A 12813-nucleotide genomic window follows, 5' to 3' on the forward strand; every position below is an offset into this window, starting at 1 on the left:
TATGCGGGACATTGGCTGTCGTATACCACTCTCCGCTACGAGACTGTGATGATTGTCCCTGTTTTTCACCAATCATGGTTGCCGGTAGTGACAGCGGGATGACTCGGTGCCAAGGTGCCGGGCATGACGACTCACGGGGGCTTCGAGCCCGTCTTCTGCACGATCGTCCCACCGCATGTCCTCGACAAGCTCGCCCAGCACGAGGACCCCGCGCTCGCCGGTCCCGCTCGCGAGACCCTGGAGCGCGACGCCTACGAGCGCACCCACCGCCGGCTGACCACCGTCATCGGCGCACCGACGATCGCCGCGCCGGCCGAGTCCGACAAGCCGCAGCGCACGATCTACGACGCGAAGCACAAGCAGGACCTGCCGGGGAAGAAGGTGCGCGCCGAGGGCTCCGACCCCGGCAAGGACGCCACCGTCAACCGCGCCTTCGCCGGTCTCGGCGCCACCTTCGAGCTGTACCTGAACGCCTTCAACCGCCACTCCATCGACGGCCAGGGCCTGCCGCTCAACGCGTCCGTCCACTACGACGTGAAGTACGACAACGCGTTCTGGAACGGCGAGCAGATGGTGTTCGGCGACGGCGACGGCGAACTGTTCCTCGACTTCACCATCCCGGTCGACGTCATCGGCCACGAACTCACCCACGGCGTCACGCAGTACACCGCGAACCTGACCTACTTCGGCCAGTCCGGCGCCCTGAACGAGTCGGTCTCCGACGTCTTCGGCTCGCTCATCAAGCAGTACACACTCGGCCAGACCGCCGCCGAGGCCGACTGGCTGATCGGCGCGGGCCTGCTCGCCCCGCGCGTCTCCGGCGTCGCCCTGCGCTCCATGAAGGCCCCGGGCACGGCCTACGACGACGACGCCCTCGGCAAGGACCCGCAGCCCGCGACGATGGACGGCTTCGTCAGGACGGGCAGCGACAACGGCGGCGTGCACATCAACTCCGGCATCCCCAACCACGCCTTCTACCTGGTCGCCGACGCGATCGGCGGGCACGCCTGGGAGAAGGCCGGACAGATCTGGTACGACGTCCTGACCGGCGGCGAGCTCAAGAAGGACGCCCTGTTCGCGGACTTCGCGACGCTCACGGTCGCCGCCGCGAAGACCCGCTTCGGGGACGGCGGCGAGGAACTCCAGGCCGTACAGAAGGCATGGGAACAGGTCGGAGTGCCCACCTCCTGAACCATCCCCGCCTCGTAACCGCGCCGGATCCGTACTAGACAGGACCCATGCGTATTCGAGTACGGCGCACGGGCGGTTTCGGCGGTATCCAGCGCCACGGCGAGGTCGACACCTCGACGCGGCCCGACGCGCACGAGTGGCATGCCCTGGCCCAGCAGGCGGTAGCCGCCGGCCAGGGCACGCCGACGGCGGGCGTCCCGGACGGCTTCCACTACGAGATCACGGTGGACGGGAAGACGGTGTACGCGGCCGACCCCCGGCTCACGGACGAGCAACGGGAGCTGATCTCAAGGGTGTTGAAGGAAGGCGCGTAGAACCGTGTGCCGACGGGGGGCGTAACTGCTTGTTCACGCCCGCCCGTTGACACCCGTTACCGCCGGTACCGATGATCCGGCGCATGGCGATTGATGCAGGCAACCCGATACCTCGGTTCCCGGCCGGCTTCCTCTGGGGCGTCTCCACCTCGGCCCACCAGATCGAGGGCGCGGCGGACGAACGCGAACCGTCGATATGGGACGCGTTCGAGGCCGAGCCGGGCCGGATCAAGGACGGCTCGACGGCGGCGGTGGCCTGCGACCACTACCACCGCCACAGCGAGGACGTGGCCCTCCTGGCCGACCTGGGCGTGGACGCGTACCGCTTCTCGATCTCCTGGCCGCGGGTGAACTCCCCCGGCGGCCTCGACTTCTACGACCGTCTCGTCGACGAACTGGGCGAGGCGGGCGTACAGCCGGTCCCGACCCTGTTCCACTGGGATCTCCCGGTGACGCGGGACTGGTTGCAGAGGGATACGGCGTCACACTTCGCGGAGTACGTGTCGGTCGTCGCCGACCGCCTGGGCGACCGGGTGAAGAAGTGGATCACCCTCAACGAGCCTGCGGAACACACCCTGTTGGGACACGCGCTGGGCGCCCACGCCCCCGGCAGGACGCTCCTGTTCGACGCGCTGCCGGTCGCCCACCACCAACTCCTGGCCCACGGCCTGGCGGTACGGGCGCTGCGCGCGGCCGGCGCCACCGACATCGGGATCGCCAACTCGCACGGCCCGACCTGGCCGGCCTCGCAGGAACCCGAGGACATCGAGGCGGCGAACTTCTACGACCTCCTCCTGAACCGCCTGTTCGCCGACCCCCTGCTGCTCGGCGAATACCCGTCCGGCCTTGGCGAGTTGATGCCGGGCGACGTCGAGTCCGACCTGAAGGTGATCGCCGAGCCGATCGACTGGTACGGGATCAACTACTACGCGCCGAGCAGAGTCGGGGCACCCCAGGGCGCGGAGATCGAGTTCGGCGGCCTCACGCTCCCCGCCGAACTCCCCTTCTCGGTAAGGGAGATCGAGGGCGTCCCGGTGACGGACTTCGGCTGGCCGGTGGTCCCCGAGGGCCTGACGGAACTCCTCACCACCTTCCGCGACCGCTACGGCGACCGACTCCCACCCGTGGTCATCACCGAGAACGGCTGCTCCTACGACGGCCTCGACGACCAGGACCGGATCACCTACCTCGACGGCCATGTCCGGGCGCTGCACGGGGCGTTGGAGGCGGGCGTGGACGTACGCGGGTACTTCGTGTGGTCGCTGCTGGACAACTTCGAGTGGGCGGAGGGCTACGAGCGGCGGTTCGGGCTGGTGCACGTCGACTACGAGACGCGGGCGCGCACTCCGAAGGCGTCGTACGGCTGGTTCCAGGGCATGCTGCGGGCGCAGAGATGACGACGACGGGGAGTTCAGTGGACGACGGCAATCCGGCTCCCGCTACGGCCACTGCCGCTCTCGCCCTGGCCGAACCCGTGGAGCGCGTGGGCCGGGGCTGGACGTCCGCGCTCTCGCTCGCCAACGGGGCGATCTGGGTGGGCTGGTACGGCCCGCTGCAGATCCTGCTCGCGTCACAGGCCAAGGACTTCGCGCCGGGTACCGGCATGTCCAAGGAGACGATGCTGGCGTGGGTGACGGGCGCGGGCGCGCTGGTGTCGCTGGTCGCCAATCCGCTCTTCGGCGCGCTGTCCGACCGGACGACGGCGCGTTGGGGGCGCCGTACGCCGTGGATCGTGGGCGGGGCGGCGGGCGGGGCACTGTCGTTGCTGGTGCTCGCGGGCGCGGGCGGGGTGTGGACGATGGCGGCCGGGTGGTGCCTGGTCCAGCTGACCCTGAACGCGGCCTTCGCGGCGGTCACGGCGGCCGTGCCCGACCGGGTGCCGCGGCTCCAACGGGGCTCTGTGGGCGGCTGGTTGGGCGCCGCGCAGATCCTGGGCGTGGTCGGCGGTACGGGCCTGGCGACGGCGGCCGGGGGCATCGGGGCGGGCTATGTGGCGTGCGCGGTGTTCACGGCGGTCGGCGTACTGCCGTACGTACTCCGCCACAAGGACCTGCGGCTCCCGCCGGAGACCCGACCGCCGTGGTCCTGGCAGGGCTTCTTCAAGGGCTTCTGGCTGAGCCCGCGCCGCTATCCCGACCTGGGCTGGGCGTGGCTGACCCGTTTCCTGATCAACCTGAGCAACGCGCTGGTGCTGCTGTACCTCCTCTACTACCTGCGCGACCGCCTGCACTACCACGACCCCGACCAGGGCGTCCTGATCCTCACGGCGGTGAACGGCCTGACGCTCCTGGCCACGGTGGTGGTCGGCGGGGTGTGGTCGGACCGGGTCGGCCGCCGCAAGCCGTTCGTGATCTGGTCCGGCGTGCTGATGGCGGTGGCGACAGCGGTCCTGGCGGGCTGGCAGACCTGGCCGGGCGCGATCGTCGCGGCGGCGGTCCTGGGCATCGGCTTCGGCGTCTTCACGTCGGTCGACTTCGCCCTGATGACGGACGTACTCCCCAAGGCCCTGGACCGCGGCAAGGACCTCGGCGTCATCAACGTGGCGAACGCGCTTCCCCAGGTGGCGGCGCCCGCCCTCGCCGCGCCGATCGTGACGTATCTGGGCGGGTACCGGGTGCTGTATCTGGTGTCCGCGGTGATCGGGATGGCGGGGGCGTTGCTGGTTCGGCGGATTCGGGGGGTGGACTGACGACGGGTGAGGTGGTTCTTCGAGTCGCCGTCAGAGCACGCCCGCCTCCCGTGCCGACCACGCCGTCGGGAACAGGGGGCGGTAGCCCAGCTCCCGGCGGATCCGTTCCGTGGACATGATGCCGAACCACGGGTCGGGGTCCGTGTGTTGGGCGAGTTCGGCGGGGATCTCGACGCCGTTGAGCAGGTGGAGGTCGACCGCGGTGACCGGGGCGTCGTCGGCGATGTTGTAGACGCGGCCGGCGATTCCCGGGGCGTGCAGGACGCGGAGGAGGCCCTGGGCGACGTCCGCGTGGTGGCCCATGTGCAGGCGCTGGTTCGAGGCCCAATGGGCCGCCCATTGGAGGGAGTTGACCAGGTGGGGGTCTCCCTCGCCGTAGACGAAGGGGAGTCGGGCCACGCGTACGTCCATGTCGTCGAGCGCGAGGAGTTCCCGTTCTGCGGCCACCTTCGACTCGTTGTAGGCGCCCCACATCTGGCCGCCGGGGCGGCTCTCGTCCTCCTCGGTCAGAGGGCGGCCTCGCCCCACGCCGTAGACCATCCCGGTGCTGACCTGTACGAAGCGCCGTACACCTGAGGTCTGTGCGGCGTGGCCCAGGGCGACCGCCGCGACGTGGTTGACGGCCCAGGCCTCCTCGTCCGGTACACCGCGGAAGGACGCGGCGACGTTCACGACCGCGTCGGCGCCGGACACCGCCTTGCCGAGGGCGTCCTCGTCCCGCAGATCGCCGAGTACCACCTCCGCGCCCAGCTCCGCGAAGCGTTCGCCGCGGGCCGCGTCCCGCACCAGTACCCGTACCCGCTCCCCCGGCCTGGCCTGCGCCAGCAGCCTCGGTACGAAGCGGCGTCCGACCTGTCCCGTCGAGCCTGTCACCAGTGTCAGCATCATGTGCTCCTCACGTCTCGTCTCGTCCCGACCAGCTTTGGGCAGGCGGGCCGGTGCCGGGAGAGACCTTCCGGTCAGGGGATCGGCAGTCCCTGGATAAGCCGGGCGGACTGCCGCACCCTGGAAGCGTGAACCGAGCCGAACTCGCCGACTTCCTGCGCCGCGGCCGGGCCCGCCTGGACCCCGCCGACGTGGGCCTCACGGCCGGCCCCCGCCGCCGTACGCCAGGCCTGCGCCGCGAGGAGGTGGCCCAGCTGACCGGCATGTCCGTGGACTACTACACGCGCCTGGAACAGGCCCGCGGCCCGCACCCGTCCCGCCAGATGCTCACGGCACTGGCCCGCGCGCTACGGCTCACGGACGACGAACGCGACCACTTGTTCCACCTCACCGGCGAGGAACCGCCGCGCCGGGGAGTCGGGCCCGGGCACCTGCGGCCGGGCCTCCTGCTGGTCCTGGACCGGCTGCACGACACCCCCGCGCATGTGACGAGCGACTGCGGTGAGGTGATCGCCCAGAACGCGATGTCGCGGGCGCTGACGGGCGACGCGTTCGCCAGGCCGCCCCGGGACCGCAACCTGCTCCGCCGTTTCTTCCTGGACCTGGCGGCACGGGAGATGTTCCCCCCGGAGGACGTGCCGGAGCACGCGCGCTCCCATGTGGCGAACCTGCGGGCGGTTGCCGCGGCCCGCCCCGACGACCCCGAGCCGGCCGCACTGGTGGCCGAACTACGGTCGTCCAGCGAGGAGTTCGCACGACTGTGGGAGGAACACGAGGTGGCGGTACGCCGCCGGTCCACGAAGCGTTTCCGTCACCCGCTGGTCGGTCTCCTGGAGCTGGACTGCGAGATCCTCCTGAACCAGGACGCGCACCACCTGCTGGTCATCCACACGGCACGCCCCGGCACGGAGTCCTACGAACGGCTCCAACTCCTGCGGGTGATAGGCCTCCAGGACATGAGCCCGACCTCACTGGGGGCTACGCCCCCGGACCCCCGCTGAAGATCCACCCAGCTCAAACTCACGCAGCTCAAACCCAGCCCGCTCAAACCCAGCCCCTCCGGCGTTTGAGGAGCGGGGCCTGGGGCGGAGTCCCGGAAGGATGGGACGGGTAGGGGCGGCGGGGGCGAAGAAAGCCCCCCAGAACCCCAACTCCCCCTCTAGAACCCGAGCTTGCGCAACTGCCGAGGATCCCGCTGCCAGTCCTTCGCCACCTTCACATGCAGATCCAGGAACACCGGCGTACCCAACAACGCCTCGATCTGCTTACGCGACTTGATGCCAACGTCCTTCAGCCGCTTGCCCTTAGGGCCGATGATGATGCCCTTCTGACTGGGCCGCTCGATGTAGACGAAGGCGTGAATGTCGAGGAGCGGCTTGTCGGCCGGCCGGTCCTCGCGGGGGATCATCTCCTCGACGACAACGGCGATGGAGTGCGGCAACTCGTCCCGAACGCCCTCCAGCGCGGCCTCCCGGATCAACTCCGCGATCATGACCTGCTCGGGCTCGTCGGTGAGATCGCCCTCGGGATAGAGGGCGGGCCCCTCCGGCAGCAGCGGGATGAGGAGATCGGCGAGCAGATCCACCTGCTGGTCCGCGACCGCCGACACCGGCACGATCTCCGCCCACTCGAACCCCAGCTCCTTGCCGAGCTGATCGATGGCGATGAGCTGCTCGGCGAGGGTCTTGGAGTCCACCAGGTCGGTCTTCGTGACGATCGCGATCTTCGGCGTCTTCTTGATGGACGCCAGTTCCTTCGCGATGAAACGGTCACCCGGGCCGAGCTTCTCGTTCGCCGGCAGGCAGAAGCCGATGACGTCGACCTCGGCCCACGTCGTACGGACGATGTCGTTGAGCCGCTGACCCAGCAGGGTGCGCGGCTTGTGCAGGCCCGGGGTGTCCACCAGGATCAACTGCGCGTCCGGCCGGTGGACGATGCCGCGCACCGTGTGCCGCGTGGTCTGCGGCTGGTTGGCGGTGATCGCCACCTTCTGGCCGACCAGAGCATTCGTAAGGGTGGACTTGCCCGCGTTGGGGCGGCCCACGAAGCAGGCGAAGCCGGCGCGGTGGGGGGCCTCGGACGGCTTGGATGACGGGGTACGAACGCTCATGGCGCCCATTGTCCCTGATCCACAAGCTCCCGCCGCACAACAGTCCACCCACGGCTCTCACGGTGAGCTTTCGGAAACCCCTCCGCAATGAAACGTCACGGAAACACCCCCGTACGCGACCGGAAACCCGCGCCGGTGACCCTCTGACGAGCCCCCACACCGTTGGAGACGACCGTGACCCTCGCCGCCGCACTTGCCGACGGGCGTATCGACACCGGCGACACCGCCTGGCTGCTCGCCGCCACCGCCCTGGTCCTGCTGATGACCCCGGGCCTGGCCCTCTTCTACGGCGGCATGGTCCGCACGAAGAGCGTCCTCAACATGCTCATGATGAGCTTCGTGTCGATCGCCCTGGTCACGGTGGTCTGGCTGACCGCCGGTTATTCGCTCGCGTTCGGCGACGACCTCGGCGGCGGACTCATCGGCGGCGTGAAGCACCTCGGCATGGCGGGCCTCGGCCCCGACAGCGTGCACGGCACCGTCCCCACCCTCCTCTTCGCCACCTTCCAGCTCACCTTCGCGATCATCACGGCCGCGCTGATCAGCGGCGCGGTCGCGGACCGGGTGCGGTTCGGGGCCTGGCTGGTCTTCGTACCCGTCTGGGCGCTCCTCGTATACGTTCCCGTCGCGCACTGGGTATGGGGCCCCGGCGGCTGGATCGCGGCGCACCTCGGCGCCCTCGACTTCGCGGGCGGACTCCCGGTCGAGATCACCTCGGGCGCCTCGGGTCTGGCCCTGTGCCTGGTGGTCGGCCCCCGCCTCGGCTTCAAAAAAGACGCCATGCGACCTCATAACCTCCCGATGGTGATGCTGGGCGCGGGCCTGCTCTGGTTCGGCTGGTTCGGCTTCAACGCCGGTTCCGCCCTCGGCGCCAACGGCCTCGCCGCCGCGGCCTTCCTCAACACCCTCACCGCCGGCTGCACCGGCCTGCTCGGCTGGCTCTTCGTCGAGCAGAAGCGCGACGGCCACCCGACGACCCTGGGCGCGGCCTCGGGCGCGGTCGCCGGCCTGGTCGCGATCACCCCGTCCTGCGGCTCGGTCTCGCTGCTCGGCGCGCTGGTCGTCGGCCTCGCCGCCGGTGCCGTCTGCTCGTACGCGGTCGGCTGGAAGTTCAAGCTGAACTACGACGACTCCCTCGACGTCGTCGGCGTCCACCTGGTCGGCGGCGTCATCGGCACCCTCCTGATCGGCGTCTTCGCCACCAAGGAGCTGACCGGCGGCCCCGAAGGCCTCCTCTACGGCGGCGGGCTCGCCCAGCTCGGCAAGCAGCTGGTGGCCGTGGCCGCCGTAGGGGCGTACGCCTTCCTCGTCACGTACGGGATCGGCAAGCTGCTCGACCGGGTGATGGGGCTGCGGGCCAGCGAGGAGGAGGAGCGGACCGGTCTTGACCTTACGGTGCACGCCGAGAGCGCATACGATCACGGCGTCCTGGGCCACGGAGCCCCGGTCGGCACGTCCCTCACCTCCGCCTCCTCCGCGCAGAAGGTCAACACCCAGGCATGAAGCTCATCACCGCGATCGTCAAGCCGTACCGCCTCGACGAGGTCAAGACGGCGCTCCAGGAGCTCGGCGTGCACGGCCTGACCGTCACCGAGGCCAGCGGCTACGGCCGGCAGCGCGGCCACACCGAGGTGTACCGCGGCGCCGAGTACCGCGTCGACCTCGTCCCCAAGGTGCGGATCGAGGTCGTCGTCGACGACGCGGACTCGGAGGCCGTGATCGACGCGATCGTCAAGGCCGCGCAGACGGGGAAGATCGGGGACGGGAAGGTGTGGTCGATGCCGGTCGAGACGGTCGTACGGGTTCGGACGGGCGAACGCGGCCCCGACGCGCTCTGACCGCGAGCACTCCCCCGACGAACCCGACGGCGAGCAGCAGCGCCGCCGCGAGCCACGGCAGCGCGAAGAACGACGCGCTCGCCGACTGCTTCGTGCCCGGCGCACTCGCGGTCAACGTGATGTCGCCCCAGTCGAGTTGGGGCGAGCCCTTCCACGGTTCGCTCAGCTTCACGCTCTGCCCGGGCAGCAACTCGGCCGGAATCCGGGTCAGTCCACGCGACAGCAGCGTCCGGCCGAACAGCCCCTGCGCCTTCAGTGTCACCTTCGGATCGAGGGTGACGTTGCCGGTGTTGTGCAGCGTGTAGGAGATCGTCGCGTCGCTGTCCCCCAACCCCGGTACCAGCGGCTGGTGATGGGACACATGCACGTGTTCCACGGCCAGTGCGGGCAGCGTGGGTCCACTGACCCGGAGGTAGACGCGGGCGCCGACGGCCCGCTGCACGCCGAGCGCGAGTGAGCCGTCGCCCTTGTCGACGCGTTCGTCGAGGGCGACCAACGCGCCCGGGTGGTCGCCCGGTTCGGCGCCTTCGGGCACGTGCAGCGTGAACGGCACGGTAACTGTCTTGTGGGCGGGCACGGTTACCCGGGACCTGGCGGGCTTCGCCCACGCCCCCACCCCACGCATCGTCTCTTTCACGGTCCGCACGGCGAACCCGCCGTCACGCGCGGTGTTGTAGGCATCGGCCGCGTACAGCCGGAAGGTCAGGGGCCTGCCGGTCTTGTTGGCGACGACCACCTTGTCCTGGATGGTCTGGCCGGGGTCGGCGGAGAGATAGAAGTACGGCCGCGCGGCGAGCTGCGAGGCGGCCGGGTACACGGACCAACTGCCGTTGTCCGCAGCGTGGGAGGAGGGCGCGGCGAGCGCGCCGAAGCAGAGGCTCAGGAGGAGGACGTACAGCTTGCGCACGGGTGCGGACCCCCACGGACGAGGTGTGGGGTGGTCGGGCGGGTACGGTCGCCCGGCCACCGGAGGTGAGGCGGACGGTCAGGTGAGCGTCAGCGTGAGCACGCCGGCGTACGAGCCCGGAGGCGTGAACGCCGGTACGTTCAGGGAGAGTCCGGCGTTGACGGTGAACTGGCCGCCGGTGAGCGTGCCGTCGGGCGTGGACGCGAGCGTCGCTCCCGAACTGCCCACCGTGCCCGCCGAACCGGCGACGCAGGTGCTCGGGCTGCCCGCCTTGGTGACGCAGGCGGGAGTCCAACTCAGCGCCCCGGCACCGATCTTGGCGCCGGGACCGGTGAAGTCGGTGACCTTGCCGGTCAGGGACCAGCCCGCGGGTCCGCCGCGGAAGTCCTGGACCGTCACCGTGTTCAGGGCGCCCGTGGAGGCACCGCCCTTGCCGAAGTCGACCGCCGAGAGGCCTACGGCGTCCCCGGCCTGCGCCATCGACAGACTGCCCGCCTTGACGGTCGTGGTCAGCTTCTGGCTCCCGGGCGGAACGGGCGTGGTGTCGTTGACGACGTAGGCGGCAGGACCGGCACCCAGATCGGCGCTCCACGCGCTGCCCTCGTACGCCACGATCCCGGTCGTCGTCTTGTCGTTGACGGCGAGCGAGCCGCTGACGGTGCCGCCGCTGGTGGCCGTGACGGTCGCCGTGTCCGCGGTCTGGGCGGTTCCGGACCGCCCGGCCAGGGTCACGGTGGCGCCCGGTGTGAAGTTGCTGCCGGTCACGGTGACGCTGTCACCGGCGTTTCCTGAGGCCGAACCCAGGCTGATCGCACGGGTGTTGACCGGAGTGGTGGCGGTCGCGGTGACGGTCTCGGAGACCGGCGCCGGCGGGTTCGTCACCGTGCAGGGGGTGTCCAGCTCCAGGATGTAGCTGGTGTGGATGTTGTAGTCGCCGGGCGAGAGGGTGATCGCGCCCGGGGTGGTGACCGTGAAGGTGCCGGTCATCGCGAAGGACGGGAAGGCGCCGTTGCCGGGCACCGGGTCGTTCTTCTTGGGCCCGGCCACCGTGAAGCTGCCGGTCTGGGCACCGCCGAGGGTGACCTTCCCGGTGGGCGTCATGATGTCGGCCGGCAGGGCGATGGCGGTGGGGTTGCTGGCGGCCGGCTTGACCACCGTGTACGTCACGGTGACGGTGTCGCCGACCTTCGGCGCGGTGTTGTCCACCGTGATCGCGGCGGTCGTGGTGCCGTCGATCGGCGGGATGCCCGCGACCGCCGGCGGGATGCAGTGCGTGGCAAAGTCCACGTTCGTGGACGCACCGGCCGGACAGGCCAGCGCACCGCCCGTGGCGACCGCGAGCGCGGTCACCCCGAGCAACGACGCCCAGCGGCGTCTTCGGGTTGTCGAAGCCATGGATGGGCCCCCTCCTGAGGACGGTGGGCGCAGCGGCTCTTCTGCGCCGACAGGGGGCATTGATGTGGGGATCGCGTGAGAAGTCAATGGACACACCGAAACAAACTGATGGGCCGTCAGATCCCGCCCAACAGCGGGAACCGACGGCCCAGTTGAACCCGTGGGGGGAATTCTCAGTCGAACACGAACGGACCCGGTGACTGCGGTCCGGTGGCCGTGCACGTGACGGCGATCCCGAAGATCGTCATCTGCAGCGACCCGCCGTACGCCTCCAGGCTGTCACCTGAGGCCACGGTCCCGTCGAGCGGACCGACGGTGACGGCGTCGCCGGTCGCCATGGCCGGGTTCTTCGTCCCGCTGAAGACGGTGGTGCCACCGCTCGCGTTCTCGAACGTGAAGGTGGAGGCGATGGAGTCCTGCGCCAGGGCGAGCGGCGCCGTGATGGAGGAGGTGATGGTGACAGTGGCCGCGGTGCCGCTCTGCGTGGCGGTGAGCGTGGCCGCGCCGCCGCCGAAGATGCCGCAGTTCGCGGTGATCGTCGCCGTCTGGGGAGTGACGGCGAGCGCACTTGGCGCGAACGCCAGCGAGGCGGCCGCGAGGACCCCCGTCACCAGTGCCGCACCGGTCCCGATTCGCTTGCTTCTCAGCTTGCCTTTCATGGGTCTGGTTCCCTTCCCGTGTCTGGGAATGCCATGTGGGGATGGACGGGAGAAACACCTCAGAGACAACTCACGGACGCGGTGCGGTGCGCCACACGAGCGAGAATCTGACGGTCCGTCGGAACTTACGGTTCCATTGATGCGCGGGAGACGGGTGGAGAGCAAGGGCGAAATCTGGACGGGTTACTTCCGGACACGGCGACATTTCAGACGCGGCGCCTGTCAGCCTCTCGGGGCCACTTCTCAGCACAGGCCGCACCATCCAGCCCGCCCCGGCCCCTCTCGACACAGGCCGCACTGTCAACACAGGCCCGCATTTTTCAGCCCGTTGGGGGTACCCCCTCTGGGGGAGTTTGAGGACGAGGCCCCTTCAGGGCCGATCGGGGGTCTGGGGGCGGAGCCCCCGGCACCACCTCAGCCCGCACCCACCTCAGCACTCAACTCAGCCCGCAGCGACCGTCAGCCGGACAACCCCGTCCAGCCCAGCCACCAACACCGGCGTCTTGGGCCCACCCAGATCCCGTACGGCCGCCCGGTCCTCCTCGGACGCGGACTCCGCAGCCGTCACCACCGCCGCCGCCTCCAAGGACTTCGCCCCGGACGCCACCGCCATCGCCACCGCCGTCTGCAACGCGCTCAACTTCAGCGACGAAAGGGCAACGGTCCCGGCGACATACGTCCGCCCCGTCTCGTCCCGCACGGCCGCGCCCTCCGGCACACCGTTACGGGCCCGAGCCGAACGGGCCAGGGTGACGATCTTGCGGTCCTCGGGGTCAAGCGCGCTGCTGTCGGTCATGAACAGAGCATACGAAGGACGAGGACCGA

At 70.0% G+C, this 12813-nt stretch carries 13 protein-coding genes; 7 read left to right on the forward strand and 6 right to left on the reverse strand.

Going from position 1 to position 12813, the window contains the following annotated elements; all coding sequences use genetic code 11:
- Nucleotides 1–123 precede the first annotated feature (123 nt).
- The 4 genes from ACFWP5_RS02020 to ACFWP5_RS02035 all read left to right on the forward strand — a co-directional run bounded on the left by ACFWP5_RS02020 (nucleotide 124) and on the right by ACFWP5_RS02035 (nucleotide 4194).
- A complete protein-coding gene (locus tag ACFWP5_RS02020) occupies nucleotides 124–1191 on the forward strand; it encodes a M4 family metallopeptidase (RefSeq protein WP_384148943.1) in 1068 nt (355 codons plus the stop codon).
- A gap of 47 nt (nucleotides 1192–1238) precedes the next feature.
- Entirely contained in the window at nucleotides 1239–1505 is a 267-nt protein-coding gene (locus ACFWP5_RS02025) for a protealysin inhibitor emfourin (protein ID WP_384148945.1), read from the forward strand.
- A gap of 71 nt (nucleotides 1506–1576) precedes the next feature.
- Nucleotides 1577–2902, forward strand: coding sequence for a GH1 family beta-glucosidase (locus ACFWP5_RS02030; RefSeq protein WP_384148947.1), 1326 nt, complete (start codon nucleotides 1577–1579; stop codon nucleotides 2900–2902).
- A complete protein-coding gene (locus ACFWP5_RS02035) occupies nucleotides 2899–4194 on the forward strand; it encodes an MFS transporter (RefSeq protein WP_384148949.1) in 1296 nt (431 codons plus the stop codon). Before ACFWP5_RS02030 ends, ACFWP5_RS02035 begins: the two co-directional genes overlap by 4 nt.
- A gap of 30 nt (nucleotides 4195–4224) precedes the next feature.
- Here the strand turns inward: ACFWP5_RS02035 and ACFWP5_RS02040 are convergent, their stop codons facing one another.
- Entirely contained in the window at nucleotides 4225–5079 is an 855-nt protein-coding gene (locus tag ACFWP5_RS02040; protein ID WP_384149075.1) for an NAD-dependent epimerase/dehydratase family protein, read from the reverse strand.
- 128 nt (nucleotides 5080–5207) lie between these two features.
- Between ACFWP5_RS02040 and ACFWP5_RS02045 the strand changes: the two genes are divergently transcribed.
- A complete protein-coding gene (locus ACFWP5_RS02045; protein ID WP_384148951.1) occupies nucleotides 5208–6080 on the forward strand; it encodes a helix-turn-helix transcriptional regulator in 873 nt (290 codons plus the stop codon).
- A gap of 158 nt (nucleotides 6081–6238) precedes the next feature.
- Here ACFWP5_RS02045 and era read toward each other — a convergent pair whose 3' ends face one another.
- A complete protein-coding gene (gene era / locus ACFWP5_RS02050) occupies nucleotides 6239–7198 on the reverse strand; it encodes a GTPase Era (RefSeq protein ID WP_384148953.1) in 960 nt (319 codons plus the stop codon).
- 165 nt (nucleotides 7199–7363) lie between these two features.
- Between era and ACFWP5_RS02055 the strand changes: the two genes are divergently transcribed.
- Together ACFWP5_RS02055 and ACFWP5_RS02060 are read left to right on the forward strand one after the other, a co-directional pair.
- Complete coding sequence (locus tag ACFWP5_RS02055; protein WP_384148955.1) at nucleotides 7364–8692, forward strand: ammonium transporter; 1329 nt, start codon at nucleotides 7364–7366, stop codon at nucleotides 8690–8692.
- On the forward strand, nucleotides 8689–9027 hold the full coding sequence (locus tag ACFWP5_RS02060; RefSeq protein WP_366091622.1) for a P-II family nitrogen regulator: 339 nt from the start codon (nucleotides 8689–8691) through the stop codon (nucleotides 9025–9027). The genes ACFWP5_RS02055 and ACFWP5_RS02060 overlap by 4 nt, the downstream gene beginning before the upstream one ends.
- Here the strand turns inward: ACFWP5_RS02060 and ACFWP5_RS02065 are convergent.
- The 4 genes from ACFWP5_RS02065 to ACFWP5_RS02080 form a co-directional block, all read right to left on the reverse strand.
- Nucleotides 8921–9934, reverse strand: coding sequence for a WxL protein peptidoglycan domain-containing protein (locus tag ACFWP5_RS02065; protein ID WP_384148957.1), 1014 nt, complete (start codon nucleotides 9932–9934; stop codon nucleotides 8921–8923). The genes ACFWP5_RS02060 and ACFWP5_RS02065 overlap by 107 nt on opposite strands.
- A 78-nt stretch (nucleotides 9935–10012) precedes the next feature.
- The gene (locus ACFWP5_RS02070; RefSeq protein WP_384148959.1) at nucleotides 10013–11329 is read right to left on the reverse strand and encodes a beta-xylosidase; all 1317 of its coding nucleotides are present in this window, start codon (nucleotides 11327–11329) and stop codon (nucleotides 10013–10015) included.
- A 173-nt stretch (nucleotides 11330–11502) separates the two neighbouring features.
- Nucleotides 11503–11988 carry a hypothetical protein gene (locus ACFWP5_RS02075; protein WP_384148961.1) on the reverse strand — a complete coding sequence of 162 codons (486 nt, stop codon included), beginning with the start codon at nucleotides 11986–11988 and terminating at the stop codon, nucleotides 11503–11505.
- Nucleotides 11989–12430: 442 nt separating this feature from the next.
- The gene (locus ACFWP5_RS02080; protein WP_384148963.1) at nucleotides 12431–12784 is read right to left on the reverse strand and encodes a cytidine deaminase; all 354 of its coding nucleotides are present in this window, start codon (nucleotides 12782–12784) and stop codon (nucleotides 12431–12433) included.
- Nucleotides 12785–12813: the final 29 nt, after the last annotated feature.

The organism is Streptomyces sp. NPDC058469 (assembly GCF_042721125.1).
Taxonomy (GTDB): Bacteria; Actinomycetota; Actinomycetes; order Streptomycetales; family Streptomycetaceae; genus Streptomyces.

Excerpts from the sequence above, each read along its gene's own strand:
- ACFWP5_RS02025 (WP_384148945.1), top strand. The coding sequence starts at position 1,239 with ATGCGTATTCGAGTACGGCGCACGGGCGGTTTCGGCGGTATCCAGCGC.
- ACFWP5_RS02080 (WP_384148963.1), bottom strand. The coding sequence starts at position 12,784 with ATGACCGACAGCAGCGCGCTTGACCCCGAGGACCGCAAGATCGTCACC.
- ACFWP5_RS02020 (WP_384148943.1), top strand. The coding sequence starts at position 124 with ATGACGACTCACGGGGGCTTCGAGCCCGTCTTCTGCACGATCGTCCCA.
- ACFWP5_RS02075 (WP_384148961.1), bottom strand. The coding sequence starts at position 11,988 with ATGAAAGGCAAGCTGAGAAGCAAGCGAATCGGGACCGGTGCGGCACTG.
- ACFWP5_RS02070 (WP_384148959.1), bottom strand. The coding sequence starts at position 11,329 with ATGGCTTCGACAACCCGAAGACGCCGCTGGGCGTCGTTGCTCGGGGTG.
- ACFWP5_RS02030 (WP_384148947.1), top strand. The coding sequence starts at position 1,577 with ATGATCCGGCGCATGGCGATTGATGCAGGCAACCCGATACCTCGGTTC.
- ACFWP5_RS02040 (WP_384149075.1), bottom strand. The coding sequence starts at position 5,079 with ATGCTGACACTGGTGACAGGCTCGACGGGACAGGTCGGACGCCGCTTC.
- ACFWP5_RS02060 (WP_366091622.1), top strand. The coding sequence starts at position 8,689 with ATGAAGCTCATCACCGCGATCGTCAAGCCGTACCGCCTCGACGAGGTC.
- era (WP_384148953.1), bottom strand. The coding sequence starts at position 7,198 with ATGGGCGCCATGAGCGTTCGTACCCCGTCATCCAAGCCGTCCGAGGCC.
- ACFWP5_RS02035 (WP_384148949.1), top strand. The coding sequence starts at position 2,899 with ATGACGACGACGGGGAGTTCAGTGGACGACGGCAATCCGGCTCCCGCT.